27 protein-coding genes and 1 tRNA gene are annotated in these 25,796 nt (G+C 71.4%); 17 read left to right on the top strand and 11 right to left on the bottom strand.

Annotated elements, in window-relative coordinates:
- Positions 1 to 10 precede the first annotated feature (10 nt).
- The 5 genes from ABIC29_RS05210 to ABIC29_RS05190 all read left to right on the top strand — a co-directional run bounded on the left by ABIC29_RS05210 (position 11) and on the right by ABIC29_RS05190 (position 4,081).
- On the top strand, positions 11 to 1,165 hold the full coding sequence (locus tag ABIC29_RS05210) for an acyl-CoA dehydrogenase family protein (RefSeq protein WP_354244606.1): 1,155 nt from the start codon (positions 11 to 13) through the stop codon (positions 1,163 to 1,165).
- A 79-nt stretch (positions 1,166 to 1,244) separates the two neighbouring features.
- The gene (locus ABIC29_RS05205; RefSeq protein ID WP_354243315.1) at positions 1,245 to 1,421 is read left to right on the top strand and encodes a hypothetical protein; all 177 of its coding nucleotides are present in this window, start codon (positions 1,245 to 1,247) and stop codon (positions 1,419 to 1,421) included.
- 11 nt (positions 1,422 to 1,432) lie between these two features.
- Entirely contained in the window at positions 1,433 to 2,320 is an 888-nt protein-coding gene (locus tag ABIC29_RS05200) for a metal-dependent hydrolase (protein WP_354243312.1), read from the top strand.
- 68 nt (positions 2,321 to 2,388) lie between these two features.
- Positions 2,389 to 2,883, top strand: a complete 495-nt coding sequence (locus tag ABIC29_RS05195) for a cation:proton antiporter regulatory subunit (protein ID WP_157413452.1) — start codon at positions 2,389 to 2,391, stop codon at positions 2,881 to 2,883.
- A gap of 16 nt (positions 2,884 to 2,899) precedes the next feature.
- Positions 2,900 to 4,081, top strand: coding sequence for a cation:proton antiporter (locus tag ABIC29_RS05190; protein WP_354243309.1), 1,182 nt, complete (start codon positions 2,900 to 2,902; stop codon positions 4,079 to 4,081).
- Between the two features lie 5 nt (positions 4,082 to 4,086).
- On the opposite strand, the gene ABIC29_RS05185 is transcribed toward ABIC29_RS05190, so the two are convergent.
- Positions 4,087 to 5,211 (bottom strand): LLM class flavin-dependent oxidoreductase, encoded by a 1,125-nt coding sequence (locus tag ABIC29_RS05185; RefSeq protein ID WP_116081139.1) that lies wholly within the window; start codon positions 5,209 to 5,211, stop codon positions 4,087 to 4,089.
- Positions 5,212 to 5,351: 140 nt separating this feature from the next.
- Between ABIC29_RS05185 and ABIC29_RS05180 the strand changes: the two genes are divergently transcribed.
- The 4 genes from ABIC29_RS05180 to ABIC29_RS05165 all read left to right on the top strand — a co-directional run bounded on the left by ABIC29_RS05180 (position 5,352) and on the right by ABIC29_RS05165 (position 9,849).
- Positions 5,352 to 6,056, top strand: a complete 705-nt coding sequence (locus tag ABIC29_RS05180; RefSeq protein ID WP_502915444.1) for an NADPH-dependent F420 reductase — start codon at positions 5,352 to 5,354, stop codon at positions 6,054 to 6,056.
- A 32-nt stretch (positions 6,057 to 6,088) separates the two neighbouring features.
- Positions 6,089 to 7,474: a M20/M25/M40 family metallo-hydrolase gene (locus ABIC29_RS05175; RefSeq protein ID WP_116081137.1), complete on the top strand. Its 1,386-nt coding sequence runs from the start codon at positions 6,089 to 6,091 to the stop codon at positions 7,472 to 7,474.
- Between the two features lie 158 nt (positions 7,475 to 7,632).
- On the top strand, positions 7,633 to 9,090 hold the full coding sequence (locus ABIC29_RS05170; protein ID WP_354243304.1) for an MFS transporter: 1,458 nt from the start codon (positions 7,633 to 7,635) through the stop codon (positions 9,088 to 9,090).
- A 27-nt stretch (positions 9,091 to 9,117) separates the two neighbouring features.
- Complete coding sequence (locus ABIC29_RS05165) at positions 9,118 to 9,849, top strand: DNA alkylation repair protein (protein ID WP_116081135.1); 732 nt, start codon at positions 9,118 to 9,120, stop codon at positions 9,847 to 9,849.
- A gap of 39 nt (positions 9,850 to 9,888) precedes the next feature.
- On the opposite strand, the gene ABIC29_RS05160 is transcribed toward ABIC29_RS05165, so the two are convergent.
- The 5 genes from ABIC29_RS05160 to galU all read right to left on the bottom strand — a co-directional run bounded on the left by ABIC29_RS05160 (position 9,889) and on the right by galU (position 14,285).
- Positions 9,889 to 11,400, bottom strand: coding sequence for an MFS transporter (locus ABIC29_RS05160; RefSeq protein WP_116081134.1), 1,512 nt, complete (start codon positions 11,398 to 11,400; stop codon positions 9,889 to 9,891).
- 93 nt (positions 11,401 to 11,493) lie between these two features.
- Positions 11,494 to 11,569, bottom strand: a tRNA-Ala gene (locus tag ABIC29_RS05155).
- Between the two features lie 67 nt (positions 11,570 to 11,636).
- Positions 11,637 to 12,668: a hypothetical protein gene (locus tag ABIC29_RS05150; RefSeq protein WP_147309129.1), complete on the bottom strand. Its 1,032-nt coding sequence runs from the start codon at positions 12,666 to 12,668 to the stop codon at positions 11,637 to 11,639.
- Between the two features lie 52 nt (positions 12,669 to 12,720).
- Positions 12,721 to 13,383 (bottom strand): GNAT family N-acetyltransferase, encoded by a 663-nt coding sequence (locus ABIC29_RS05145; protein WP_116081132.1) that lies wholly within the window; start codon positions 13,381 to 13,383, stop codon positions 12,721 to 12,723.
- A 2-nt stretch (positions 13,384 to 13,385) separates the two neighbouring features.
- Complete coding sequence (galU, locus tag ABIC29_RS05140; protein WP_116081131.1) at positions 13,386 to 14,285, bottom strand: UTP--glucose-1-phosphate uridylyltransferase GalU; 900 nt, start codon at positions 14,283 to 14,285, stop codon at positions 13,386 to 13,388.
- Positions 14,286 to 14,356: 71 nt separating this feature from the next.
- On the opposite strand from galU, the gene ABIC29_RS05135 reads away from it, so the two are divergent.
- Genes ABIC29_RS05135 through mscL form a run of 3 tightly spaced genes read left to right on the top strand, consistent with a single transcriptional unit; the run spans position 14,357 to position 15,777 of the window.
- Entirely contained in the window at positions 14,357 to 14,935 is a 579-nt protein-coding gene (locus ABIC29_RS05135; protein ID WP_354243299.1) for a 5-formyltetrahydrofolate cyclo-ligase, read from the top strand.
- Positions 14,936 to 14,971: 36 nt separating this feature from the next.
- Complete coding sequence (locus tag ABIC29_RS05130) at positions 14,972 to 15,310, top strand: FmdB family zinc ribbon protein (RefSeq protein WP_354243296.1); 339 nt, start codon at positions 14,972 to 14,974, stop codon at positions 15,308 to 15,310.
- A 29-nt stretch (positions 15,311 to 15,339) separates the two neighbouring features.
- A complete protein-coding gene (mscL, locus tag ABIC29_RS05125) occupies positions 15,340 to 15,777 on the top strand; it encodes a large conductance mechanosensitive channel protein MscL (RefSeq protein ID WP_116081128.1) in 438 nt (145 codons plus the stop codon).
- A 55-nt stretch (positions 15,778 to 15,832) separates the two neighbouring features.
- On the opposite strand, the gene ABIC29_RS05120 is transcribed toward mscL, so the two are convergent.
- On the bottom strand, positions 15,833 to 16,039 hold the full coding sequence (locus ABIC29_RS05120) for a hypothetical protein (RefSeq protein WP_354243293.1): 207 nt from the start codon (positions 16,037 to 16,039) through the stop codon (positions 15,833 to 15,835).
- Entirely contained in the window at positions 16,036 to 19,722 is a 3,687-nt protein-coding gene (locus ABIC29_RS05115) for an AAA family ATPase (protein WP_354243290.1), read from the bottom strand. The genes ABIC29_RS05120 and ABIC29_RS05115 overlap by 4 nt, the downstream gene beginning before the upstream one ends.
- Positions 19,723 to 19,882: 160 nt before the next feature.
- Here ABIC29_RS05115 and ABIC29_RS05110 point away from each other — a divergent pair, with 160 nt between their 5' ends.
- Entirely contained in the window at positions 19,883 to 20,269 is a 387-nt protein-coding gene (locus ABIC29_RS05110) for a rhodanese-like domain-containing protein (RefSeq protein WP_354243287.1), read from the top strand.
- 2 nt (positions 20,270 to 20,271) lie between these two features.
- Entirely contained in the window at positions 20,272 to 20,580 is a 309-nt protein-coding gene (locus tag ABIC29_RS05105; protein WP_116081125.1) for a metal-sensitive transcriptional regulator, read from the top strand.
- 32 nt (positions 20,581 to 20,612) lie between these two features.
- Here ABIC29_RS05105 and ald read toward each other — a convergent pair whose 3' ends face one another.
- On the bottom strand, positions 20,613 to 21,713 hold the full coding sequence (ald, locus tag ABIC29_RS05100) for an alanine dehydrogenase (protein ID WP_116081124.1): 1,101 nt from the start codon (positions 21,711 to 21,713) through the stop codon (positions 20,613 to 20,615).
- Between the two features lie 128 nt (positions 21,714 to 21,841).
- On the opposite strand from ald, the gene ABIC29_RS05095 reads away from it, so the two are divergent.
- Positions 21,842 to 22,360, top strand: coding sequence for an Lrp/AsnC family transcriptional regulator (locus tag ABIC29_RS05095; protein WP_116081123.1), 519 nt, complete (start codon positions 21,842 to 21,844; stop codon positions 22,358 to 22,360).
- 73 nt (positions 22,361 to 22,433) lie between these two features.
- Here ABIC29_RS05095 and ABIC29_RS05090 read toward each other — a convergent pair whose 3' ends face one another.
- Entirely contained in the window at positions 22,434 to 23,498 is a 1,065-nt protein-coding gene (locus tag ABIC29_RS05090) for an ATP-dependent DNA ligase (protein WP_116081122.1), read from the bottom strand.
- 175 nt (positions 23,499 to 23,673) lie between these two features.
- Between ABIC29_RS05090 and ABIC29_RS05085 the strand changes: the two genes are divergently transcribed.
- Positions 23,674 to 23,982: a hypothetical protein gene (locus ABIC29_RS05085; protein WP_116081121.1), complete on the top strand. Its 309-nt coding sequence runs from the start codon at positions 23,674 to 23,676 to the stop codon at positions 23,980 to 23,982.
- Between the two features lie 39 nt (positions 23,983 to 24,021).
- Here the strand turns inward: ABIC29_RS05085 and ABIC29_RS05080 are convergent, their stop codons facing one another.
- Entirely contained in the window at positions 24,022 to 24,372 is a 351-nt protein-coding gene (locus ABIC29_RS05080; protein ID WP_116081120.1) for a metalloregulator ArsR/SmtB family transcription factor, read from the bottom strand.
- A 92-nt stretch (positions 24,373 to 24,464) separates the two neighbouring features.
- Here ABIC29_RS05080 and ABIC29_RS05075 point away from each other — a divergent pair, with 92 nt between their 5' ends.
- Positions 24,465 to 25,781 (top strand): FAD-dependent oxidoreductase, encoded by a 1,317-nt coding sequence (locus ABIC29_RS05075; protein ID WP_354244603.1) that lies wholly within the window; start codon positions 24,465 to 24,467, stop codon positions 25,779 to 25,781.
- Positions 25,782 to 25,796: the final 15 nt, after the last annotated feature.

Below are 25,796 nucleotides of genomic sequence, written 5' to 3'. Positions count from 1 at the left end.
CGTGACCTCGATGCCCGAGACCCTGCTCGACGACGACCTGCTCGAACGCTTCCGAGAACGAGCCGCGCGCTACGACCGGGAGAACGCGTTCTTCGACGAGGACCTCGTCGAGCTCCGCGAGATCGGCTACCTGCGCGCGCTCGTGCCGACGCGGTTCGGCGGCCTCGGCTGGGGACTCGACGACGCGGTGCGAGGGCAGATGCGCCTCGCGGGCGCGGCCCCGGCCACCGCCCTCGCCGTCAACATGCACCTCGTCTGGACCGCGGTCGCGAAGATCCTCGCCGACCGCGGCGACGACACGCTCGAGTTCCTGCAGCGCGAGGCCGGGGCGGGCGAGATCTTCGGCTTCGGCATCAGCGAGGCCGGCAACGACCTCATGCTCTTCGGCTCCCGCACCGATGCCGATCCGCAGCCCGACGGCGGCTACCGCTACTCGGGCCGAAAGATCTTCACCTCGCTCTCGCCCGCGTGGACCAGGCTCGGCACCATGGGGCTCGACACGGCGTCGGCGGATGCCCCGAAGCTCGTCTACGGCTTCATCGACCGCGAAGACCCCGACGTGAAGATCCTCGACGACTGGAACACGCTCGGCATGCGCGCCAGCCAGAGCCGCACGACCGTGCTCGACGGCGCCTACGCGGCATCCGATCGCATCGTGCGCCGGCTCGACCCCGGGCCCAACGCCGACCCGCTCGTGTTCGGCATCTTCGCGAGCTTCGAGCTGCTCCTGGCCTCGGTGTACGCGGGCATCGGCGCCCGCGCCCTCGACCTGGCGGTGGCCGCGGCCCACCGCCGCACCTCGATGAAGCGCGACGGCGCCCCGTACGCGCACGACCCCGACATCCGCTGGCGCATCGCGGACGCCGCGCTCGCGCAGGACGCCCTCGAACCGCAGCTGCTCGCCGTGGCCCACGACCTCGACGGGCTCGTCGACCACGGCTCGCGCTGGTTCGCGAAGCTCGTGGGCGTGAAGGTGCGATCGACCGAGACGGCGAAGCAGGTCGTCGACCAGGCCGTGCGGGTCTCCGGCGGATCGAGCTACTTCGCGGGCTCCGAGATCGGGCGCCTCTCCCGCGACGTGCTCGCGGGCATCTTCCACCCCTCCGACGACGAGTCCGCCCACGCGACGGTCGCGAACGCCTGGCTGGGGCCCGTCCCCGAATGAGGTTCCGGCGGGTCGCGACATCCGCTCGATAGACTGGCCTCGTGCGGCGCAGCGCCGCGTACTCGTCAAGGGGGTCGTCGTGAGCGCCGTTCTGTTCATCATCGCCATGGCCGTGTTCGTGTTCGGCATGTGGCTCATGGGCAATGCCACGCACGTGGCCGGGTTCGAGGCGATCGTCTTCTTCGCGGGCATCGTCTGCATCGCGATCTCGATGGCGATCCCGCTGAGCTTCCTCGGCCGCAGCGACAAGGCCTGAGCACCGCCCCGATGCCCCTCCCCACGCAGGACACCCGCGTCACGTATCCCGCCGGCGAGCTCATGCAGCGTGCGGTCGTGCTGCACGTCGCGGGCGTCGGTGACGACCGGCTCGCGGTCGTGACCGACGTCACGAGCTTCCACCCCGTCGACGCCGCCTGGCCCGACCAGCCGGCCGATTCCGGCACCATCGCCGTGCGCGGCGTCGAGCTGCCGGTCGTCGACGCGGTCGTCGCGGCGACCGACGGCACGACGCTGCACCTCGGCGCCGACATCCCCGTGCGCAAGGGCACCGAGGGCTGGGCGTTCGTCGTCGCGCACCTCGTCGACGCCCCCGCCGCCGGCGACGCGGCGATCGCCGAAGGCGACGACGTCGTCATCACGGCGGATGCCACGGCGCGCCGCGCCCTGTCGCTCGGCCACACGGCGTGCCACGCGGCATCCCTCGCCCTGAACGCCGCGCTCGAGGGGCACTGGTCGAAGGCCGCCCGCACCGATGCGCTCGGCCGCCCCGACTTCGACGGCATCGCGATCGCATCGAGCCGCATCGAGCCCCGCGCATCGGTCGACCGCTACCGGCTCAACAAGTCGCTGCGGCGCGCCGGCTTCGACGTCGCGAGCCTGCTCGACGCCGACCTCGACGCCCTGGCGCAGGCCGTCTCCGCGACCATCGCCGAGTGGATCGCCGCCGGCACCCCCGTTCGCATCGACCGCCCGGGCGAGGGCCTCACCGACCGCCGCACCTGGGTCGCCGAGCTGCCGGACGGCACGGCCGAGATCCCGTGCGGCGGCACGCATGTCGGCTCGCTCGGCGAGCTCGTCGAGGCGCGCGTGGAGTTCGACCTGGGCGACGACGACGGCACCCCGGTGCTCGAGATGCGCACGCGCGTCACGGGCTGACGTCCAGCGGCGAGGCGAGCCGCGCCGAACCGGACGGCCACCCCGTCAGCGGGGTTACGATATCCGCTGTGGGTATTCGCATCGAGAAGGTCGACCTGCCGGGCATCGGCGTGCGTCACGACCTGGTGACCGAAGGCGGGCGTCGCATCAGCGTCGTCTCGCACCGCGACGGCGAGCGCGATCTCGGCGTCTTCGATCGGGACGATCCCGACGCGTGCCGTGACTCGATCCAGCTGAACGACGACGAGGCGGCGGCGCTGGCCGACGTGCTCGGCGCCTCGGTCATGCTGAGCCGTCTCACGAGCCTCAGCGACGAGACCGCGGGCCTGTACACCGAGCAGATCGCCCTGCCGACCGATTCCCCGTACCTGAATCGCACCCTCGGCGAGACGAAGGCCCGCACGCGCACGCACGCGTCGATCGTGGCGATCGTCCGCGACGGCACGATCATCCCCTCCCCGACGCCGGCCGATCACCTGCGGGCGGGCGACGTCATCGTCGCCGTCGGAACGCGAGAAGGACTCGACGGAGTAGCCAAGCTGCTCGCCAACGGCCCCGACTGATCGCCGGGCGCCGCCGATGCACGACACCACCCTGCTGCTGATCGAAGTCGGCGCGCTACTGCTCATCATGAGCCTGGCCGGGCGCCTCGCCCTGCGCATCGGCATGTCGCCGATCCCGTTCTACCTCGTGATCGGGCTCGCGTTCGGCGAGGGCGGCCTCGTGCCGCTCGACGCGAGCGCCGAGTTCCTCGAGGCCGGCTCCGAGATCGGCATCATCCTGCTGCTCGCGCTGCTCGGGCTCGAGTACACCGCGCCGGAGCTCTTCGGGAGCCTCAAGTCCACGCGCGCGGCGGGCATCGTCGATGCGCTGCTGAACGCCGTGCCCGGCGCCCTGGTGGCGCTCATGTTCGGGTGGGGGCCGCTCGCGGCGGTCGCGCTCGCGGGCGTCACCTGGGTGTCGTCCTCCGGTGTGGTGGCCACGCTGCTGCGCGACCTCGGGCGCCTGTCGAACCGCGAGACGCCCGCGATCCTCGGCGTGCTCGTCATCGAAGACCTCGCGATGGCGTTCTACCTGCCGATCCTCTCGGCGCTCGCGGTGGGTGCGAGCATCCTGCAGGGCGCCATCGGCGTGGCGATCGCCGTGGGCGTGGTCAGCGTGATCCTCTACGTCGCGCTCCGGCACGGCCACATCGTGTCGCGCCTGTTCCCGGCAGACCACGCCGAGCCGTTGCTGCTCGGCGTGCTCGGGCTCACGATGCTCGTCGCCGGGCTCGCGGCCCAGGTGAGCGTGTCCTCGGCGGTCGGCGCGTTCCTCGTCGGCATCGCGCTCTCCGGGCGCGTCGCCGCGGCGGCGAGCCGCGTGCTGACGCCGCTCCGCGACCTGTTCGCGGCCACGTTCTTCGTGTTCTTCGGCATCACGTCCGACTCGTCGGCGCTCTGGTCGATGCTGCTGCCGGCCTTCCTGCTCGCGGTCGTCACGATCGCCACGAAGGTCGTCACGGGCGCCTACGCGGCGAGGCGCGCGGGCGTCGGCACGCTCGGGCAGTGGCGCGCCGGCTTCACGCTGGGGCCGCGCGGCGAGTTCTCGATCGTGATCGCGGGCATCGCCGTGGCATCCGGTGCCGCACCCGAGCTCGCCTCGCTCGCGACGGCCTACGTGCTCATCACGATCATCTCGGGCACGTTCCTCGCGCGGGTCCCGGATGCCGCGTGGTTCCGCGCGATCGTGCGGCGTCGCGCCGCGCGGGCCACCGCCTGAGCGGGCTACTCGACCGAGCTCGCCCGTTCGGCCGCGGCATCCGCCCGGTCCTGTGCGGCGAGTTCGCGCGCGGCGGCGAGTTCGCCGTCGATGTCGGCGTCCGCTGCGAGCAGCTCGCGCACGCGTGGCACCACCTGGGTGGCGTAGCGCTCGATGCTGCCCATGATGGCCTCGTGCGAGAGCCCGCCGTTGGAGACCTTCATGTCGAACCGGGTCGCGCCGGTGACGCGCAGCGCGTCGGCGATGCGGTGGGCGACGGCCTCGGGCTCGCCCGCGTAGAGCGCGCCGGCGACGGCCTCGTCCTCGAAGTGCCGCCGGTTCGTGGGACCCCAGCCGCGCTCGCGGCCGATCTTGTTCATCATCGCCTCGTAGTGCGGCCAGAGCGTGTCGAGGGCCTCCGAGGTGCTGTCGGCGATGAAGCCGGGCGAGTGGATCGCGACGGGCTGCGGCTCGTGGCCGAACTGGTCGAGCGCGCGCCGGTAGAGGTCGGCGAGGGGTGCGAAGCGCGCTGCGCTGCCGCCGATGATCGCGAGCACGAGCGGCAGGCCGTAGTGCGCGGCGCGCACGACGGACTCGGGGCTGCCGCCGACGCCGATCCAGGTCTTCAGTGAGCCGTGCTCGACGGTCGGGTACACGAGCTGGTCGGTCAGTGCCGGCCGAAGCTTGCCGCTCCAGGTGACGGGCTCCTGCGGCAGCAGGGCGGCGAAGAGCTCGAGCTTCTCGTCGAAGAGCTCCTGGTACTGGGCGAGGTCGTAGCCGAACAGCGGGAACGACTCGATGAACGAGCCACGGCCGAGGATCACCTCGGCGCGTCCGTTCGAGATGCCGTCGAGCGTGGCGAAGCGCTGGTGCACGCGCACGGGGTCGTCGCTGCTCAGCACGGTGACCGCGGATCCGAGGTGGATCCGCTCGGTGCGGGCGGCGATCGCGGCGAGCACGACCTCGGGCGCCGAGACGGCGAACTCGTGGCGGTGGTGCTCGCCGACCCCGAAGAAGTCGAGTCCGAGCCGGTCGGCCAGCACGCCCTCCTCGACGACGTTGCGCAGCACCTGCGCGTGCGAGAGCTTCGCGCCGTCGGCGTCGAGGGTGATGTCGCCGAACGTGTCGACGCCGAACTCGTAGTGGGTCATGATGCTCCGTCTTCATCCGTATGCGTTCGCATAGACCAACCCCGCCTTCCCCGATGGTATTCCTCGCGCGGGCGGTCGGCCATGACGGGCGGCGCCGGGAATGCGGCATCCGTTCGACGGGTTGAACCTGATGCACACGCATGGAACCTTCGGGCGCCGTCGGGCGTGCGCGCGAGAATGGAGACATGCACGTGGCAGATCTGCCGGCGATCGGCATCTTCGGGGCGGGAAAGGTGGGCACCGCCCTCGCTCGGCTGCTCGTGGCAGCCGGATACGAGGTCGTCCTCGCCGGCTCGCCGCGCCAGACCGCCCTCGACCTCCTCGTCTCGGTCGTCGCCCCCGGAGCGAAGGTCGCGTCACCCGCCGAGCTCGTGGCCGGCGCCGACGTGATCATCGTCGCGGTGCCGTTCGGCAAGGCCGGGAGCGTGCCGTGGGCGGACTTCGGCGGCCGCATCGTCGTGGACGCCATGAACTACTGGCCTCCGGTCGACGGCCACATCGCCGAGATCGACGCCGACGAGCGGTCGACGAGCGAGATCATGGCCGCCCGAAACCCCGGCGCGCGGGTCGTCAAGTCGCTGAACCACCTCGGCTACCACGAGATGGAGGACGACAGCATGGATGCCGGATCCCCCCTCCGTCGTGCGCTCGCGGTCGTCGGCGACGACGCCGACGCCCGCGCGGTGCTCGCCGGCATCATCGACGACCTCGGCTTCGACGCCGTCGACGGCGGACCCCTCGTGAACGGACGCGCGCTCGAGCCGGGGCATCCCGCCTTCGGCCGCGAACTCAGCGCGGCCGAGCTCACCGCGCTCGTGACGCCCGCGGCGCACCTCGCGGCCTGACGGGGCGCCGAACCCGTCGTACGCTGGGTCGCATGCCCGACTCCCCCACGGCGCCGGCGGTTCCTGCGACGCCCGCAACGCCCCTGGCTCCCACCGTCCGCGCCGGCGCCCCCGAGCGCCTGTCCCGCATGATCTCGCTGCCGACCGTCTCGGCCGAGCTCGAGCAGCGCGGCATGGCCGACTTCGACGCCTTCCGCGACCTGCTGGCCGAGCTCTACCCGCTCACCCACGAGCACCTCGTGTTCGAGCAGCCGCATCCGCTCGGCCTGCTCCTCCACTGGCGCGGCCGTGGCGACGCCGACCCGGTCGTGCTCATGGCGCACTACGACGTCGTGCCCGCGGTCGAGGCCGACGGCTGGACCTTCCCGCCCTTCGAGGGCCGCATCCACGACGACTCGGTCTGGGGTCGCGGCGCGCTCGACGACAAGGGCCCGATGCTCGTGCTGCTCGAGGCGGTCGAGAACCTGCTCGCCGACGGCTTCACGCCCGCGCGCGACGTGTACCTCGCGTTCGGCGGCAACGAGGAGGATCACGGCAGCGCCGGGAGGGCGATCGCCGACCTCTTCCAGTCTCGCGGCATCACGCCGTGGCTCGTCCTCGACGAGGGCGGCGCGGTCGTCGACGCGCCGTTCCCGTTCGTCGCACTGCCCTCCGCGATGGTCGGCGTCGGCGAGAAGGGCATCGTGTCGTTGCGGCTCGCCGCCGAGAGCAAGGGCGGCCACGCGTCGGCGCCGCCCGCGCACACGCCGACCGACCGCATCGCCCGTGCGGTGCACCGCCTGCACCCGAACCCGTTCCCGAAGCGCGTTCCCGCCTCGGCGCGTGCCATGCTGCGCAGCTTCACGCCGCACACGAAGGGCGCTCCCCGACTCCTGCTGCAGGCGCTCACGGCGATGCCGTGGGTCACGGCCCGCGTGTTCGCGCGGCTCGGCGGCGAGCCGGCGGCCATCGTGCACACGACCGTCGCGGCGACGATGCTCGAGGGCGGCACCGCGCACAATGTGCTGCCGTCGCAGGCCGCGGCCGTGCTGAACCTGCGCATCGCACCCGGCGAGACCGTGGCAGGCACCGCCGAGCGGGTGCGCCGCGTCATCCGCGATCGGCACGTGAGCGTCACCGTGCTCGACGGCAGCGAGCCCTCGCCGGAGTCGGCGACCGACGGCCCGGCGTTCCGTGCGATCGAGGCGGCCGTCGCCGCGTCGTATCCCGAGGCGATCACCGCGCCGTACCTCGTGATGGCGGCGACCGACTCGCGCTGGTTCCACCGCTTCTCGCCGGCCGTGTTCCGCTTCGCGCCGCTCGCGATGACCGCGGCACAGCGCGCGGCGATCCACGGCGTCGACGAGTCGGTCACGTTCGACAGCCTCGAACGCGGCGAACGGTTCCACCGCGCGCTCCTCGCCTCGCTGACGGACTGAGCACGGCCGGCCACGCACCCGGGCGCCGGATGTCGCGACGCGCCGTCGCGACATCCGCCCAGGTGTGACCGAAGCGTGACCAACCGGGGCCGTGCCCGGATCTGGAGCGCTCTCACGAGGGCTTAGGGTGAATCCACCCCAACCCGAAGGAGCCCCCGATGCCGCGTGCCGTCAGCCTCGGACCACTCGCCGCGATCGTCGGATTCCTCGCGTTCGTCGAGTTCACGAGCGGCATCCTGCAGGGCTTCTACACCCCGATGCTCACCGACATCGCGCGCAACCTCGGCATCCACGACGCCGACGTGAACTGGCTCGAGGGCACGCAGCTCATGCTGTCGGCGCTCGTCGTGCCCGCCTTCGCGAAGCTCGGCGACATGGTGGGCCACAAGCGCATGCTCGTGTGGTCGACCGCCATCACCGCGGCCGCGTCGTTCGTGCTGCCCTTCACCGACTCGTTCCCCGTCTTCCTCGCCGCGTGGGCGCTGCAGGGCTTCTACGTGGTCTGGCTGCCCCTCGAGATCGCGCTGATCTGGTCGCGTTCGCGTCGGGCCGGACACCCGGCCTCGCTCACCATGAAGTCCGCCGGCGTCCTCGTCGCCGCGCTCGAGATCGGCGCCATCTCGGGTGCGCTCGCCGGCGGCGCCCTGATCGACGCGCTCCCGCTCACGACCGTGCTGCTGATCCCCGCGATCGCGGTGACCGCCTGCTTCTTCGTCATCCTGTTCGGCGTGAAGGAGTCGCCCGACCTCACGGGCGGTCGCCTCGACCTGGTCGGACTCGTCCTCGTCTCGCTCTCGCTGCTGTCCGTCACGGGCGGTCTCAGCTTCCTCCGCCTGAATGGCGTCGGCGACCCGCTGTCATGGGGGCTCATCGTGCTCGGCATCGCGCTCGGCGCGGTCTTCGCCCGGTTCGAGCTCCACCACGACGACCCGCTCATCGACGTGCGCATGTTCGCGTCGCCGTCGCTGCGACCGGTGTTCATCACCGCCGGCCTGTTCGGCGTCAGCGTGCTCGGCGCCCAGGCGCCGCTCTCGACGTTCGCACGAACGGATCCCGAGGTCTACGGCTACGGACTCGGCACGCAGGGGTTCCAGACGTCGCTGCTCATCGGCGTCTACCTCATCGCGATGATCGCGGGCGCCCTCTCGTACTCGTCGGTCGCGCGCCGGCTCACGCCGCGCATCACGCTCATGGTCGCCTCCTCCCTCGTCGCCGTCGGCTACCTGCTGTTCGTGCCGCTGCACGACACGTACGCGCAGACGCTCACGAACATGGTGATCGCGGGCATCGGCTCCGGTGCCCTCGTCGCCGCGCTGCCCGCCGCAGCCGCGGCGGCCGCTCCCCCGCGTCAGACGGGCGTCGCGACCGGGCTCACGAACTCGGTCAAGACCGTCGGCGGCGCGATCGCCTCGTGCGTGTTCGGCATCGCGCTCGCGAGTCACCTCACGGGCGGGTCGGGCGAGGTCGAGGGCACGGCCGGCTCGCTCTCGGGCTACCTCACCGTCTGGATCGTGTGCGGGCTCACGGCCGCGGTCTCGGTCGTGCTGCTCGCCTTCGTGCCGAAGCTCGCGTTCTCCGACGCTCCCGAGGCGCAGGAGCACGCTGCCGTAAGCTGACGCCGTGCGCACGGGAGGGGGCGCGGGATGACGGATGCCGCGGGGTCGCCCGATCCGGCGTCGGCGACGGATGCCGCGGCGCTGGTCTCCCGGCTCGAAGCCCTCGCGACGCCCGAGGAGCGCCAGAAGTACACGCGGTTCTTCCCGCCCGACGATTCGGCGCCCTTCATCGGGGTGCGCATGGGCGCGGTGTTCGACGTCGCGAAGACGGCGCTCGACCTGCCCGTGGCCGAGCTCGAGGCACTGCTCGAGCAGCCGACGCACGAGGTGCGCGCCCTCGCATGCAGCATCATGGGCAAGTCGGCCTCGCATCGCCGCGCGCCCGAGTCCCGGCGGCACGAGCTCTACGACCTCTACCTGCGCCGCCACGACCGCATCGACCAGTGGGACCTCGTCGACCTCGCCGCACGCGACGTGGTCGGCGCGTGGCTGCTCGAACGCGATCGGTCGCCCCTCGGGCGGCTCGCGGCATCCGGAGCCTGGCCCGAGCGTCGCACGGCGCTCGTCGCGACCTTCGCGTTCCTCAAGCGCGGCGAGCTCGACGACGCCTACGCGATCGCCGAGACCCTCGCCGCCGACCAGGAGCCGTACGTCGCGAAGGCGCTCGGCTGGGTCCTGCGTTCGGCGGGCGATCTCGACCGTCCACGGCTCACCGCGTTCCTCGAGCCCCGAGCGGCCGGCATGCCCCGGGTCGCCCTGCGTGCCGCGCTCGAGCACTTCGACAAGCCCGAACGCGCCCGCATCCTCGCGATCGGCTGAGCGAGGCGCCGTGCGCACTGCGCCGTGCGCTGAGCTCGCTCAGCCCACGGCCGCGGCGTCGTCGCCGTCGACCGGACCGGTGCCGTCCTGGCCGCGCCGCCGACGCCGGGAGCCGAGGTCGGCGACCCCGATGCCGAACGCGACGGCGATGAGCACGGCGACCGCGAGCATGCCGTAGCCGTACGCGTGGTGATAGACGGCGAGGTCGGGCTTGCCGTCCGACTCCCGGAAGATCGTCGAGTAGAAGAGCGAGAGCGTCACCGCAGTGCCGATCGCCGTGCCGATCCGCTGCCCGAGCTGCCCGACCGAGCCGGCGAGCCCGCCCTGCCGCACCGGGATGTCCATGAGCGTGAGCGTCTGGTTCGGCGAGACCACGAGGCCGCCGCCCGCACCGGCGATCGCCATCGCGCCGGCCATCGCCCACGGGGTGATCTCGGGCGGTGTCGTGATCGCGACGAGCACGAGCAGGGCGATGCCCACGAGGAGCAGCACGAGGCCGGCGACGACGAGCGGACGACCGAGGCGGTTCACGAGGTTGCCGCCGATCCACGAGCTCACGGCACTGACGAGGGCGAAGCCGATGCTGACCATGCCGGCGAACACGGCCTCGAGTCCGAGCCCGTCCTGCAGGTACAGGGTCGTGAGCAGGAACATCGACGGCATGGCGGCGAAGTAGACGCTCGCGAGCGAGATGCCGTTGCGGAACGACGCGACGCCGAACAGGGCGAGCGGCACGAGCGGTTGGTTTCCGGATGCCGCGTACCGCCGTTCCCACGAGAGGAACCCGATGAGCGCGAGCACGAACACCACGAGCACCCACCAGCGCGCCGGGTTGTCGCTCGGCGATCCGGTCGTGAACAGGAACGGCCACATGAGCGCGATCACGGTCACGGCGAAGAGGGACAGGCCGACGGGGTCGAGCGAGAGCGGATCGTTCGACGGCCGCCGCGTCACCGGCAGGAACCAGATCGCCAGCACGAGTGCGATGATCACGAGCGGAACGTTGATGAGGAAGATGCCGCGCCAGCCGTCGGTCGGCCCGCCGATCGCGATCATGAGTCCGCCGAGCGTGGGCCCGAACGCCGTGGCGAGGCCGATGGTCGCCCCGAAGAGGCCGAAGGCCTTGCCGCGCTCCTTGCCACGGAACAGCTCCTGGATGATGCCGAGCACCTGCGGCATCTGGATGCCGGCCGCGACCCCCTGCAGCAGTCGGGCCACGAGCAGCACCGTGATGTTCGGGGCGATCGCCGCCACGAGGCTCGTGACGAGGAAGAGGCTGAGGCCGGTGACGAACAGCGTCTTGCGCGACCGCTGGTCGCCGATGCGACCTGCGGGCACGAGCGTGAGCCCGAACGTCAGCACGTAACCGGCGACGATGAGCTGCAGCTGCGTCGCCGAGGCGTCGAAGGCCGCCTCGATCGACGGGAGCCCGACGTTGACCTTCGACAGGTCGAGGATCGTGAGCGCGGCCACGCCGACGCAGATCCAGTACGCCCGCCACCGGTGCCGCTCGGAGACGGGAATGGACCTGGTGACCGGTGGCTGCGACATCCATGCCAGACTACGCCGCCTCGGAAACCCGGGCCGAGAACACCGGCCGGGAAACACCGAAGGCCCCGGATTTCTCCGGAGCCTTCAGGTTGCTGGTGGACCCAGGGGGATTCGAACCCCCGACCTTCTCATTGCGAACGAGACGCGCTACCAACTGCGCCATGGGCCCGAGCGAGTACGAGCCTATCACCACTGAACGGGTGGTTCCGACCACCGCCGCGGGCTCGATCGGACGCTCAGCCGACCTTGCGCCGACGCTGCAGGACGGCGTCGAGATCGCCGAACCGGCGCTGCGGTTCGCCGACCAGACCCATGCCCGCGTAGGGGCTCGCCGGCTCGGGCGCGGCCTTCGCCGGCGCCGGCTCCGACGCCGGTGCGGCGGGAGCGATCGTGGGAACGGGCGTCGCGAGTTCGTCGATGCGCTTGGCGCGCTCCGCCTCCTGCGCGAGGCGCTGCAGTTCGGCGGCGGCCTCGATCGAGGCCATCGCGGTGGCCGCGATCGTGCCGCGCGAGAGCGTGAGCGGCTTCGGCAGCGGCTGCGGGGTCCAGCCCTCGTGGCGCTCGGCGTCTGCGGCGAGTTCGACGGGCTCGAAGGCCTCGACGACGGGACGCGCCACGGGCGCCGCGACCGGTGCGGTCGTGCGGACACGGGCGAGCGACGCGAGTGCGGTCAAGGCCAGCGCGACGAGCGCCCCGCCGGCCACGGCGACGAGCGGCGAGGCCCCGAAGACGAGCCCGACGAGTCCGCCGACGGCCGTCAGCAGCCCGACGAGCAGGAGCAGCGAGCAGAGGGCGCGGCGCCGGCGCAGCACGCGACGCGACGCGACGGGCGACCCGGCCGACGCTCCGGTCGTGGCGCGGACAGCGGCCGCGGCATCCGGCGCGATGACCGTGATTGGCTCGGTGGGCGCGGCCGGCGGGACGACGGGCGTGTGCGCGACCACCTCGGCCGCGGCCTCCGCCGCCGCCTGGGCGACCCGGCGCTCGGCGATGGCGAGTCGCTCGGTGGTCTGCGCCTCGAGGCGCGCCGTGCGCTCCTGCTCGCGCAGGGCGCGCTGGTGCAGGGCGATCTGACGTGCGTTGGCCTCGATGAGCACCGGCTCGGGCGTCTCTGCCGTCTCGGCGAGGATGCGCAGGGTCTGCTGCAGCCGAACCGCATTGCGCTCGGTCGCGAGGTACTGCCGACGCCGGAACCAGATGGGCATGAGGTACGCGATCCACAATGCCGCGGCCACTGCCACGAGCAGACCCCCGCCGATCACACCCATGTGAATACGCTAGGTCACCACGGACGGATGCCGGGGGCGCTTGCGGGGTGTGTCAATGATCTGATAGCCGAAGCGGCTGCGCCGCGGCGGTGCGATCGTCGAGCGGGATGCGTGCGGCATCCACCGGGACGCGACCGTCGCGCCATCGCGTGAGCACGCCGCCCGGGATCTCCTCGGCCACGAGCGCGAACGAGAAGTGGTCGCGCCACGAACCGTCGATGTGGATGAAGCGCCGACGGAGGCCCTCGTAGCGGAACCCGAGCTTCTCGACGACACGAAGCGATGGCCCGTTCTCGGGTCGGATGCAGATCTCGATGCGGTGCAGCCGCAGCACCCGGAAGCAGTAGTCGGTCGCGAGCGCGACGGCGGCGGGCGTGATGCCGCGACCCGCGACGCCCTGCGCGACCCAGTACCCGATCGAGGCCGACGAGAGCGACCCGTAGGTGATCGACGACACATTGAGCTGGCCGACGATCTCGCCGTCGACCTCGAGCAGGAACGGGAGCGCATGCCCGGCGCGCGCGTGCGCGAGCAGGTTGCGGATGCTCGCGCGCGTGTCGATGATCGATCCGCCGCCGGGATACGTGGCCTCCCACTGCCGCAGCCAGGCGCGGTTGTCGAGCAGCACGCGCTCGAGCTGCTTCGCGTCGCGCGCCCGGATCGGGCGCACCACCAGGTCGCCGTCGCGGAGCGTCGGGATCGCGGCGGCGGGCATCGTCAGTCGCGCCCGAGGCCGGCGACGTACTCGACGAGCCACGGCTTGAGCTCGGGACCGATGTCGTCGCGATCGGCCGCGAGCTGCACGACGGCCTTGATGTAGTCGAGCTTGTCGCCCGTGTCGTAGCGGCGCCCGCGGAAGACGACGCCGTAGACGCCGCCGGTGCCCTCGACGTCGCCCGCCATCTCCATGAGCGCGTCGGTGAGCTGGATCTCGCCGCCCTTGCCCGGCTCGGTGTGCTCGAGCACGTCGAACACGTCGGGCTTCAGCACGTAGCGGCCGATCACGGCGTAGTTCGAGGGCGCGACCTCCTTCGCCGGCTTCTCGACCAGTCCGGTGACGCGCACGACGTCGTCTTCGTCGGTCGCCTCGACGGCCGCGGCGCCGTAGAGGTGGATGCTGTCGGGGTCGACCTCGAGCAGGGCCACGACCGTGGCGCCGCGCTCGGCGTGCACCTCGAGCATGCGCGTGAGGAGCGGGTCGCGGGCATCGATGAGGTCGTCGCCGAGGAGCACGGCGAACGACTCGTTGCCGACGTGCTTGCGAGCGCGGAGCACGGCGTGCCCGAGGCCCTTCGGGTCGCCCTGGCGCACGAAGTGCACGTCGGCGAGGTCGCTGGACTCCTTGACCTTCGAGAGCTTGGAGTCGTCGCCCTTCGTCTCGAGCGTCTGCTCGAGCTCGGTGACGCGGTCGAAGTGGTTCGCGAGTGCGTTCTTGTTGCGTCCGATGATCATCAGCACGTCGTCGAGCCCGGCGGCGACGGCCTCTTCGACGACGTACTGGATCGCGGGCTTGTCGACGACCGGCAGCATCTCCTTCGGCATCGCCTTCGTCGCGGGAAGGAATCGAGTGCCGAGGCCGGCCGCCGGGATCACTGCCTTGGTGATGCGTTCAGTCATGCGCTTCAGCGTATCCGGAAGCCCGTTCCCGCGCGGTCACGAAAGCTGAACATCGTCTTAGGATGAGGGGCATGTCCGACGATCCGTCCGTCCAGAAGCGGATTCTGCGCGCCGAGCTCCGCGAACGCCGCCGGAACATGTCCACCCACGAACGCCGGATCGCGACCGAGGGCTTCACCTCGAGGCTCGAGGAGCTGGTCGGGTCGACGGATGCCGCGTCGGTGTCGTGCTACCTCTCGATGCCGTCCGAACCCGACACGCGTCCGTTCGTCGAGTGGGCCGAGGGCCACGGCATCCGGGTGCTGTTCCCCGTGACGCGCGACGACGGACTCCTCGACTGGACCATCGGCGAGTCCGAGAACGAGGTGCTCGGCCTGCACGGCACCCCAGAGGCGGTCGGCGAACTGCTCGGTCCGATGGCGATCAACGACGTCGACCTGATCATCGTTCCGGCCGCCGCGATCGACCGAACCGGCATGCGTCTGGGCTGGGGTCGAGGCTATTTCGACAAAACCCTCGGTTCGATGGGAAAATGTCCTCCGGTGTACGCCGTGGTCTTCGACAGCGAGTTCGTCGAGGACGTTCCGCGGGAGGTGCACGATCAGCCGGTCAACGGCGTCGTCACCCCGACGCGCATCCTCGCGTTCTGACCGGCGTTCGCACCCCCTCGAGCCGAAAGCCCCATCATGCCCACGTATTCGTACCGCTGCACCGAGTGCGGCAACGCCTTCGACATCCAGCAGTCCTTCAGCGACGACAGCCTGACCGTCTGCGAGTCCTGCGGAGGCCGCCTCCGCAAGGTGTTCAACTCGATCGGCGTCACCTTCAACGGGTCGGGCTTCTACCGCACCGACTCGCGCAGCGGCGGCTCCGCCGGCGGCTCCTCGGCGCCCGCGGCGAAGGGGTCGTCGAGCGATTCCTCGAAGGGCTCGTCGAAGGGCTCGTCGGGCGGCTCGTCCTCGGGCGGCTCGTCGTCGGGTTCGTCGGGTTCGTCTTCGGGCGGCTCCACCGCTAGCGTGGCCTAGACCTGACCGACGAGACAGCAGGGGGCACGGTGCTGAAGGGCTTCAAGGAATTCATCCTCAGGGGCAACGTGATCGAACTGGCCGTCGCGGTCGTGATCGGCACGGCGTTCACGGCGGTGGTGACCTCGATCGTGAACAACCTGATCAACCCGCTGATCAGCGCGGTCTTCCGCGCCGACAGCCTCGACACGGCGTTGGTCGTCTCCATTCCGACCCTCGACGGCGGCACCTCCGACGTCAAGTTCGGCGCCGTGCTCGGTGCGATCATCACGTTCGTCATCGTCGCGGCGGTCGTCTACTTCGTCTTCGTCCTCCCGATGAACACCATCAAGGAACGCGCCGAGGCGAAGCGCAAGGCCGGCCAGCCCGACCCCGACGCGCCCGAGTCGGAGCTCACGCTGCTGTCGGAGATCCGCGACCTGCTCGCCGAGCGCCCGACCGGCGAGGCCCACCAGCCCAGGCACTGACGCCGCTTCGGACCGGAGACGCCGTCGCACCCGGGCATCGCGCACGATTCGCGCGTCAGCCCCAGTGCGGCGGCTTCTCGCGCCTCAGGCGCTCGTCGTCGGGGTGGGCGGATGCCGCGTGTCCGGCGTCCTCGTCGTCGGCGACCGCGTCGCGACCGGGCGCGGGCGCCTCCGGCGTCGGATCGGTGCCGGGCGCCGGCGTCAGGCGTGCGCGCCGGGAGCGACCCTTCGCCCGCTCGACGCGTTGACGTTCGTCGTTCATGCGGACGCGGCATCCGGCGGCAGCACCGGAGGCTTGCCGAGCAGCGTCGCGACCCGGTCGGCGACCGCCTCGGGGTTGCCGAACAGCTCGAAGCTGTGCACGCGCAGGTAGTGCCAGCCGAGGCGCCGCAGCACGTCGGGCCGCAGGCGAAGCGATTCGCGCAGGCTGTACGCCGTGAGCACCTCATCGGTCTCGACGACGACGGCCTTGCCCGCGTTCGCGGCGGCGAGCGCGAGCCGTCCGCGGTGCCCGGAGCTGACCCGGATGCCGCGGCGCTCGAGCCTGGCCGCGAGGTCGTCGAGCATCGAGGCGCCCGACGTGCCGCGCGACTCCTCGGCGGCGCGCTCCTCGGTCTGGCTGAGGATGCTGGCGAGGGCGAGCACGCCGTGCGACTGGCGCTCCTCGTCGATGTCGTCGGGCCGGAACGCCGAGACGATGTCCATGGACCGGCGCGCGCGCGTCATGCCGACGGCGAGCAGGCGGTCGCCGCCGGGTTCGCCGAGCGATCCGAAGTTCGAGAGCAGCCGGCCGTGCGGCGTGCGCCCGTAGCCGACCGAGAAGATGACCCGGTCGCGGCTCTGCGCGACGGACTGCTCGAGCGTGAGCACCGTGAACGGTTCGGCGCGGTCCTTGAGGATGAAGTCCGAGAGGTCGGTGCGCTTGGCGAACGCCGCAAGCACGGCCTGGTGCACGCGGGCCGCGTGGCGCGTGCTCGCGGTGACGACCATGAGCGACTCTCGCGGGCGCTTGACGGCGTGCTCCATGACGAGCTCGACGACCTTGGCGACCTCGGAGTCGATGCTCTCGACGGTTCCGGTGACCTGGTCGGGCAGGCCGTTGCCGCGCACGTAGTGCAGCCCCAGGCTGCCGTGTCCGAGGAAGCTCCCCGCCCAGGGCAGGGACTCGATGCGGCCGCCGTAGAAGCGGCGGTTGACGAGCTCGGCGAGGTCCTCGCCGCCGGCGCGGTAGCTGCGGGTGAGCGTCATGGTGGGCAGCAGCTCGCCGAGGCGGGCGAGCGCGGAGTCGGCGTGCAGCGCGTCGACCCCGTCGGATTCGTGCTGGTCGGCGGCCGCGGCATCCGTCGCGTCGGGATCGTCGAGGCCGGTCTCGAAGATGGTCGGCGTCTGCGTCACGGGGTCGCCGAACGCGACGACCTGCTTCGCACGCCGGATGGCGCCGAGGTTCTCGGCCATGGTCGTCGAGCCTGCGTCGACGAGGATCACGGTGTCGAACGAGACCGAGGGATCGATGGCCGCGACGTCGTAGGGCGACGCGAGCCAGATCGGGGCGAGCGCCCGGAACAGGTGCGGGGTGTCGTGCTGCAGCCTGGCGGCGTCGACGCGGTCGCCCCGGAGCATGCGCTTGAGGTGACCGGCCTCCTCGGGGTGGTCGACGAGTGCGACCTTCCAGTTCTCGCCGAGGTGCCAGGCCAGCTGCGGACCGGCCGACGACGCGTGCGCCTCGTCGACGAGGCGGAAATCGCCCTCGAGCCGGTCGAGCAGCGCGGTGTCGGCGCCGAGCAGCGCGGTGTCGGTCGCGAGCATCTGCTCGAGCACGGACTGCCACCAGGCGAGCTCGAGCTCGGCGGCGACGACCTGCTCGGGCACGTGGCGCCTGGCCAGGTCGACGAGCAGCGGGTCGAGGCCGAGGTCGCGCAGGGTGCCGAGCAGCGCGGTGCGCTCCTGCAGGTTCGCGAGCACCTCGGATTCGGCCGCGAGCCCCGTGAGCATCGTGGTCAGGTCGCGCACCGGTCGGGCGGCGAGCCGACGCGGCGTGCCGACGAGGCCGAGCGGCCCGTCGAGCACGGCGAGGTCGTTCTCGACCGAGCGATGCGCGACGTGCACGTCGTCGAGTCCGACCGGCACGCCCGGGATCGACCCGGCCTCGGAGTACCGCTGCCACAGCGTGCGCTGCTGCTGGATGCCGCGGAGGGCCGCGTTGAGGTCCGTGACGTGCACGCCGGGGCGCACGTACTCGAGCGCGTGCCGCCGCAGCCGGCGGCGGTTCGCACCGGACATGCCGGGCGAGTCGCGTCGCGGTGACGTCGCGGCGATGAGCTCGCCGAGCGGGCGGTCGAACACCGACGGGCGGAACCGGTCGAGGGTCTCGCGCACGTCGAGCAGGAGGCGCAGGAACACGCCGAGTTCGGCGATCGACTCGAACGTGCGGAGCCGCGTCTGGCCGATGAGGGTGCGGCCCCGGTCGATGAGGCGGGGCACGTCGACGTTGCTCAGCCGCTTGGCGAGCTCGTGCGCCTCCGTGGCCTCGGCCGACGACGCGAACGAGGCGCCGTACCAGGGCGAGTCGCCCGGGCCGTACTTGAACTCGCCGAGCGCTGCGGCGCGCACGAGGTCGCGCGACACCTTCTCGCGGCCGTCCGCGAGCGCCACCAGCGACGCATGCGAGAGCCGCGCGGTGGTCGACGGCGGCGCGGGCAGCAGTGCGAGGCGTGCGAGCTCGCCGAGGGCGTCGAGCACCGAGACCTTGAGCGAGGGCTCGGGTCGGGTGAGCGCCGAGCGGTAGTCGACGAGCGCCTTGCGCAGTCGCACGAGCGCGTCGTCGACATCGGCGACCCTCGGCCGCTCGACCTTCTCGTTGCGCGAGATCGACGTGATCAGGTCGCGGCGGAGGCCGGCCGTCGTGACGGCCGCTCCCCCGAGCCCGACCTGCCCGAGCCGGTGCACGATGCCGTCGAGGCTGGCGCGGCGCGCGCCCACGACGAGCACGCGACGGTCCTTCGCGACGAGTGCGCCGACCGCGTTCACGATCGTCTGGGTGCCACCGGTGCCAGGGAGGGTCTTCACGACGAGCGAGGTGCCGGCCTCGATCTCGGCGACCACGCGCTCCTGCTCCGGGTCCGCGTCGAGCAGCAGCGTGTCGGTCGACGGCGGCCGCTCGTCCTGCGGCACCGGGCGAACGCGTTCGCCGCCGTGGGCGAAGGCCGCACGCGCGGTCGGGTTGCCCGCGATCGCGTCGATGAGGGGATGGTCGGGCTCGGCGGCATCCGCGGCCATCGACGGGCCGACCTCGGCGAACGACGAGACCACGAGGCGCGGGGCGACCTGGAACCACGGCAGGTGGCTCGTGAGCCCACGCAGCCGATCGATGACGGGCTGGGGCTTGAAGACGCCGTTCGTGATCGCGAGCGCGACGAACGCGTCGGCGTCGAGGGTGATCTGGAACTGTTCGCGGAGCTCGCGGGCGAGCGCGGGGTTGAGGAACGGCTGGCCCTTGAGCTTCAGCTCGAAGTCGCGGCCGTAGCGGCGGATCGCCAGCGGGCGCAGCAGCACCGGAGCGAGGAACTCCTCGCCGCCGTTGCGCCACGAGGCGAGGCCGATCGCGAGGTGCACGGATTCGACGCCGCGCACCGAGCGCAGCTCGACGCCCTTCTGGGTGATCTCGGCGGCCGCGAGGCGGGCGTTGCGAAGCGCGAGCTCGTCGCGGATCAGGCTCGAGAGCAGCGTCGAACGGCCGGTGATGAACTGGGGAAGCCCGCCGGGGTGCGTCGTCGAGAGCTCGATGCGCGTGCGCGGCGTGTCGACGAAGCGCACGAGCGGCGAGCGGCCCCCGACGGTCTCGAGCTCGCGCTGCCACCGGCGCCACGAGGGTTCGGCGACGTTGCCCGCGACCAGGTCTGGGTCGCCGAGGCTGAGGCTGTGAGGGCTCGTGAGGTTCTGAGTCATCGCTTCCGGCTCGGGTTCTTCGGCAGCGGCATCCGACTCCGGGTCGAGGAGGAGGTCCTCTTCTTCTTCGTTCCGATCGAGCCGCCGCACACCGACACGATAAGGCCAGGACGGCGGAATCGTGGGATGCAGCGCCGTTCCGACCCGCTTCGGATACCCCATGGGTATCGTGATAGCCTCGACCGCTCCCGCCGTGCCCCTTCGAATGCACGGCATCGACCCGAAGGAACCCGCCGCGATGCACGAGATCACCCCCACCGAAGTGCACGACCTCGACGGCGCCGTCATCCTCGACGTGCGCGAGCCGCGCGAACTCGAGCAGGCCCGCATCGAGGGCGCGCTGCACATCCCGCTCGGCGAACTCGTCGCCCGGGTCGACGAGGTGCCCCGCGACACGACCGTCTACACGCTCTGCCACGTCGGCGGGCGCAGCGCCCAGGCCGCCGCCTACCTCGAGAGCCTCGGCGTCGACACGGTGAACATCTCGGGCGGCATCGTCGAGTGGCACCGGCAGGGCCTGCCGCTCACGCTCGGCAGCACCGAGTGACCATGACGACGGATGCCGCGGCGGCGGGCGCGGCGGCCTCAGACGCGCAGCGTCGCATCCTGAACCGGCTGAAGCGTGCGCGCGGCCAGCTCAACGCGGTCATCGACGCCGTGGAAGCCGGATCCGACTGCCGCACGGTCGTGACGCAGCTGTCGGCGGTGTCGAGCGCACTCGACAAGGCGGGCTTCGCGATCGTCGCCGCGGCCATGCGCGACTGCCTCGACGAGGATCGCCCCGGCGCGGCATCCGAAGCCCGAGGCGATCGCCTCACGGTCGACGAGCTCGAGAAGCTGTTCCTCACGCTCTCCTGACCCCGCCGACCGAGGCGATCACGCGTTCGGCGTCACGGCGCCGTCTGCAGCTCCAGCCCGTGCGCGACTGCGACGCCCTCGTTGGTCAGGCGCCCCGCCGTGGCGTTCAGGCCCTTGGCGAGCGCCGGGTCCGCGGCGAGCGCCTCCTGCCAACCGAGATCCGCGATGCGCACGGCGTAGGGCAGCGTGGCGTTCGTGAGCGCGGGCGTCGACGTCGCGGGCACGGCGCCTGGCATGTTCGCGACGCAGTAGAAGATCGCGTCGTGCACGCGGAAGGTCGGCTCGGCGTGCGTGGTCGGGCGCGAGCCCTCGAAGCATCCGCCCTGATCGATCGCGATGTCCACGAGCACGGCACCAGGGCGCATGCGGGAGACCATCTCGTCGGTGACGACCTTCGGCGCTGCGGCGCCCGGCACGAGCACCGCGCCCACGACGAGGTCGGCGTCGGCGACCTGCCGCGCGATCTCGTAGGGAGAGGACGCGAGGGTCTTGATCCGGTGGTCGTAGCGCGCGTCGAGTTCGCGGAGCTTCGGCAGCGAGATGTCGAAGACCGTCACGTCGGCGCCGAGGCCGAGCGCGGTCGCGGCCGCCTGCTCCCCCGCGACGCCGCCGCCGATGACGACGACCTTCGCGGGGGTGGTTCCGGGAACGCCGGCCAGCAGCACGCCGCGGCCGCCCTTGGAGGCGAGCAGCTCGGCGGCGCCGACCTGCGGCGCCAGACGGCCGGCGACCTCGCTCATGGGCGTGAGCAGCGGCAGCGAGCGGTCGGCGAGCTGCACGGTCTCGTAGGCGATCGCGGTGACACCCGAGTCGAGGATCGCGCGCGTGAGCGGCAGGTCGGCGGCCAGGTGCAGGTAGGTGAAGAGCGTGAGGTCCTCGCGGAGGAACCCGTACTCGGCCTCGATCGGCTCCTTCACCTTGAGCACCAGTTCAGCCGACCATGCCTCGGCGGCGGTGGCGACGATCTCGGCACCAGCGGTGACGTACTCGTCGTCGGTGAACCCGGCGCCGAGGCCGGCACCGGCCTGGATGGCCACGCGGTGCCCGCGCAGGACGAGCGTGTGCACGCCGGCGGGCGTCATCGCGACGCGGAATTCGTTGTTCTTGATCTCAGCAGGCACGCCGATGTACATGGGGGCTCCGAACGATATGGGACTGTACGAACAATGGTCGCCGCTTATTCGCTCGAACAAAAGATCGACCGCACAGAATTCGGTAGCATAGCCGTATCCAATCCGATTGTTCGAAGGGATGCCGCGACATGGCCGATGCGCCGCAGATCAGCACAGCGCCCGGCAGCGCCTCGGGCCCGGTGGAGCTCGACGAGGTCGATCGCGCGATCATCGCCCGCCTGCACGAGAACGCCCGCACGCCGAACGTCGACCTCGCCAGGGCCGTCGGCATCTCCCCGTCGACCTGCCTCGCCCGCGTGCGCTCGCTCCGCGAACGCGGCGTCATCGTGCGCTACACCGCCGAGATCAATCCCATCGCGCTCGGGTTCACGCTGCAGGCACTCGTGAGCGTGCGCATCCGGCCCGGCGCACGACACCTCATGGAGCAGATCTCCGACGAGCTGCGCCGCGAGCCCGAGGTCGCCCAGCTGTTCTTCCTCGGCGGCACCGAGGACTTCCTCATCCACGTGCGCGTGCGCGACAGCGAGCACGTGCGGCAGTTCGTGCTGAAGAACCTCTCGGCCAATCCCGCCGTCGCCCTCACCGAGACGAACCTCGTGTTCGAGCACCACACCGCGCTCTCGGCGGGCCTCCGCGCGGTGATCTGAGGCACCGCCACCGGGGCGACCACCGATGGCCGGCGGACGGCCGCGGACGCGAAGCGCCGCGTGGCGCTCGACGTCAGCGCACGGGCAGGATCTGCGACAGGTCGAGCCCGTCGGGCGATTCGAGCTGCGCGTACGTGCACGACGCGGCATCCCGATCGGGGCGCCACCGCTTGAACTGCGCCGTGTGGCGAATCCGGTCGCCCTCCATCTGGCTGTACCCCACCTCGACAACGAGCTCTGGCCGCAACGGCACGAACGACAGGTTCTTGCCCGCCGACCAGCGACTCACCGCCCCCGGCATCCGCGTGCCCTGCTGCCCCTCTGCGGCCGCCCATTCGCCCCACGGATGCCGAGACAGGTCCTCTTCGATGAACGGCTCGAGCTCGGTGACCAGATTCGCCCGCTTCGCCATGGTGAACGAGGCCGCGACGCCCACGTGGTGCAGCCGGCCGTCGTCGTCGTACAGTCCAAGCAGCAGCGAGCCGACGATGCCTCCCGTCTTGTGCCAGCGGAACCCGGCGACCACGCAATCGGCGGTGCGTTCGTGCTTGACCTTGAACATCGTGCGCTTGTCGGGCAGGTACGCACCGTCGAGCGGCTTCGCGACGACACCGTCGAGCCCAGCGCCCTCGTAGCGCGTGAACCATTCGCGCGCCTCGTCGAGGTCGGCCGTGGCCGGGGTCACGAAGATCGGGTCGGATGCCGCGGCGAGCGCCTCGACCAACGCAGCACGTCGTTCCCCGAACGGCCGCTCCATGAGGTCGTCGCCGCCGAGCGCGAGCACGTCGAACGCGACGAACGACACTGGCGTCTGCTCGGCGAGCAGCGCCACCCGGGACGCAGCGGGGTGGATGCGCTGCTGCAGCGCGTCGAAGTCGAGGCGACCGTCTCGCACGAGGATGATCTCGCCGTCGACCACGCAGCGCTCGGGCAGGTTCGCGCGCAGCGCCTCGACGAGTTCGGGGAAGTAGCGCGTCATCGGCTTCTCGTTGCGGCTGCCGAGCTCGAGCTCGTCGCCGTCGCGGAACACGATCGTGCGGAAGCCGTCCCACTTGGGTTCGACGTGCCCGACGTCGGGGATCTCCTTGACGGCCTTCGACAGCATGGGCGAGACAGGAGGCATCACCGGCAGGTCCATCCCCCCATCATGCTCCGTGGACGCCCGTTCGCCCAGACCCGCGCAGGAGCATTCGCACGGCCGGCGGAGACATCCGGAGAACCCGCAGGCGAAGCCCTGCCTTTGTTCGGGTTCGTGGCGTATGGTCTATTGCGGTCGCCCCGACGATGTGGCCGACCAGAACGAGGAAACACCCATGTACCACCGCATCACCGCCGATTCGCCCGGGCGCGCCACGCCATCGCTGCCGCAGACGGGGCTCCCGCCGATCGGCCTCCCGCCCATCGGCCTCCCACCCATCGGAACGTGGTGGACCCTGCTCGACCGGGGACTCCAGCGCGAGATCCTGGCGAACCCGACCGCACCGCTGCGCCCGTTCGTCGTGCGTCGCGTGTTCGAGATCTGCGGCCTCGCCGTCGACGGCGTTCCCGTGCAGGCCGTACGCCTCGGCGCGAACGAGCGGGCGTACATCGCCGGCTGGGCGCACGCCGTGGACTGGACCTGAACCCCCGAGGAGCCGCGGAAGCCCGACGCCCGCGGGCGCTCAGGCGGTGACGAGAAGCCGGGCGACGGCGTCGAGCGCACCCGGGACGAGCCTGAAGTATGCCCACGTGCCGCGCTGTGTGCGGCTCAGGAAACCGGCCTCGGTGAGGATCTTCAGGTGATGCGACACCGTCGGCTGGCTGAGCCCGACAGGCTCGGTGAGGTCGCAGACGCACGCCTCCTCGCCCTCGGAGGCGGCGACGATCGAGATCAGTCGGAGTCGCGTCGGATCGGCGAGCGCCTTCAGTGAGCGGGCGAGATCGTCGGCCTGCTGGGCATCGAGCGCCTCTCGGGTCAGCGGCGCACAGCAGGCTGCCGCGTCGATCACGGGGAGGAGGGTGACGGTCGACACGCCGCCAGCCTACCCTCATATTGACATCTGTCGATATAGCAGGCGAGACTCTCCATATCGAAACACGTCGATATAAGGATCGGGAGTTGAAGATGACCCTGCTCGACCTCACGCCGACCGCCCGTCGCTCACCGCAGCTGGACACGTTGCCGATCGCGATCATCGGAGCCGGGCCGATCGGGCTGGCCGCCGCGGCTCACCTCGTCGAGCGCGGCATCGACTTCGTCGTTTTCGAGGCAGGTGAAACGGTCGCGAGCAGCATGGCCGCGTGGCGCCACATCCGCCTGTTCTCCCCATGGGAGCACCTCGTCGACCCGGCCGCGCGGCGCCTGCTCGAGCAGACCGGCTGGACCGAACCGACCGCAGGCGCGGCACCGTACGCGGCCGAGCTGATCGACGACTACCTCCTCCCGCTCGCCGGCATCGAGGCGATCGCCTCCCGCGTGAACACTGGAGTCGAGGTGGCCTCCGTCACCCGCGAGGGCATGGATCGCACGCGTTCGGCCGGTCGCGCGACGACGCCGTTCATCCTCCGGCTCCGCGAATCCGGGTCGGTCACCGAGGTCCTGGCGCGTGCGGTGATCGACGGGTCAGGCACCTACCGGAACCCCAACAGCCTCGGCTCGAACGGTCTCGAGCCGCTCGGCCTCGAGGAGGTCGCCGCGCAGGTCAGCCACGCGCTGCCCGACGTGCTCGGGGCGGAGCGGGATCGATTCGCCGGACGTCACACGGTCGTCGTCGGTGCGGGCCATTCCGCGGCGAACACCCTCATCGACCTCGCCGAGCTCGCCCGGCAGGCGGAGGGCACGCGGGTCACCTGGGCGATCCGCAACGCCCGCGCGGGACGAGTGTCGGCATCGACGGATGACGAGCTCTCCGCCCGCGCCTCGCTCGGAGCGCGGATGGAACGCCTCGTCGCCTCCGGCGCCGTCACCATGGTCGACGGTTTCGAGATCGTGCGCCTGGCGAAGGCCGAGGGCGGGGTGTCCCTCATCGGCACCCGTCATGGCGGCATCGAGACCCTCACCGCGGATGTCGTCGTCAACGCCACCGGGTTCCGTCCGGATCTCGCCATGCTGCGCGAGGTCCGCCTCGACCTCGACGAGGTCGTCGAGGCCCCGCGCCGGCTCGCGCCCCTGATCGACCCGAACGTGCACAGTTGCGGCACCGTCGAGCCGCATGGCTTCGCGGAACTGGAACAGCCTGAACCGAACTTCTTCATCGCCGGGATGAAGAGCTATGGACGCGCTCCGACCTTCCTCCTCGCGACCGGGTACGAACAGGTCCGCTCGATCACCGCGTGGCTCGCCGGCGACCTGGGGGCGGCCGGCACCGTGCAGCTCGTGCTTCCGGCGACCGGCGTCTGCTCGACCGATTCCGCCCCGTCGGGCGGGTCCTGCTGCTCGTGACGGCGATCCGACCGA

The organism is Agromyces sp. PvR057 (assembly GCF_040547485.1).
In the GTDB taxonomy this organism is placed as follows: domain Bacteria; phylum Actinomycetota; class Actinomycetes; order Actinomycetales; family Microbacteriaceae; genus Agromyces.
This window is presented reverse-complemented; position numbering and strand designations above follow the sequence as displayed.

Coding starts and splice junctions, on each gene's coding strand:
- ABIC29_RS05210 (WP_354244606.1), top strand. CDS start 11: ATGCCCGAGACCCTGCTCGACGACGACCTGCTCGAACGCTTCCGAGAA.
- ABIC29_RS05200 (WP_354243312.1), top strand. CDS start 1,433: ATGCCCCTCCCCACGCAGGACACCCGCGTCACGTATCCCGCCGGCGAG.
- ABIC29_RS05190 (WP_354243309.1), top strand. CDS start 2,900: ATGCACGACACCACCCTGCTGCTGATCGAAGTCGGCGCGCTACTGCTC.
- ABIC29_RS05185 (WP_116081139.1), bottom strand. CDS start 5,211: ATGACCCACTACGAGTTCGGCGTCGACACGTTCGGCGACATCACCCTC.
- ABIC29_RS05180 (WP_502915444.1), top strand. CDS start 5,352: ATGGAACCTTCGGGCGCCGTCGGGCGTGCGCGCGAGAATGGAGACATG.
- ABIC29_RS05175 (WP_116081137.1), top strand. CDS start 6,089: ATGCCCGACTCCCCCACGGCGCCGGCGGTTCCTGCGACGCCCGCAACG.
- ABIC29_RS05170 (WP_354243304.1), top strand. CDS start 7,633: ATGCCGCGTGCCGTCAGCCTCGGACCACTCGCCGCGATCGTCGGATTC.
- ABIC29_RS05165 (WP_116081135.1), top strand. CDS start 9,118: ATGACGGATGCCGCGGGGTCGCCCGATCCGGCGTCGGCGACGGATGCC.
- ABIC29_RS05160 (WP_116081134.1), bottom strand. CDS start 11,400: ATGTCGCAGCCACCGGTCACCAGGTCCATTCCCGTCTCCGAGCGGCAC.
- ABIC29_RS05150 (WP_147309129.1), bottom strand. CDS start 12,668: ATGGGTGTGATCGGCGGGGGTCTGCTCGTGGCAGTGGCCGCGGCATTG.
- ABIC29_RS05145 (WP_116081132.1), bottom strand. CDS start 13,383: ATGCCCGCCGCCGCGATCCCGACGCTCCGCGACGGCGACCTGGTGGTG.
- galU (WP_116081131.1), bottom strand. CDS start 14,285: ATGACTGAACGCATCACCAAGGCAGTGATCCCGGCGGCCGGCCTCGGC.
- ABIC29_RS05135 (WP_354243299.1), top strand. CDS start 14,357: ATGTCCGACGATCCGTCCGTCCAGAAGCGGATTCTGCGCGCCGAGCTC.
- ABIC29_RS05130 (WP_354243296.1), top strand. CDS start 14,972: ATGCCCACGTATTCGTACCGCTGCACCGAGTGCGGCAACGCCTTCGAC.
- ABIC29_RS05120 (WP_354243293.1), bottom strand. CDS start 16,039: ATGAACGACGAACGTCAACGCGTCGAGCGGGCGAAGGGTCGCTCCCGG.
- ABIC29_RS05115 (WP_354243290.1), bottom strand. CDS start 19,722: ATGACTCAGAACCTCACGAGCCCTCACAGCCTCAGCCTCGGCGACCCA.
- ABIC29_RS05110 (WP_354243287.1), top strand. CDS start 19,883: ATGGGTATCGTGATAGCCTCGACCGCTCCCGCCGTGCCCCTTCGAATG.
- ABIC29_RS05105 (WP_116081125.1), top strand. CDS start 20,272: ATGACGACGGATGCCGCGGCGGCGGGCGCGGCGGCCTCAGACGCGCAG.
- ald (WP_116081124.1), bottom strand. CDS start 21,713: ATGTACATCGGCGTGCCTGCTGAGATCAAGAACAACGAATTCCGCGTC.
- ABIC29_RS05095 (WP_116081123.1), top strand. CDS start 21,842: ATGGCCGATGCGCCGCAGATCAGCACAGCGCCCGGCAGCGCCTCGGGC.
- ABIC29_RS05090 (WP_116081122.1), bottom strand. CDS start 23,498: ATGGACCTGCCGGTGATGCCTCCTGTCTCGCCCATGCTGTCGAAGGCC.
- ABIC29_RS05085 (WP_116081121.1), top strand. CDS start 23,674: ATGTACCACCGCATCACCGCCGATTCGCCCGGGCGCGCCACGCCATCG.
- ABIC29_RS05075 (WP_354244603.1), top strand. CDS start 24,465: ATGACCCTGCTCGACCTCACGCCGACCGCCCGTCGCTCACCGCAGCTG.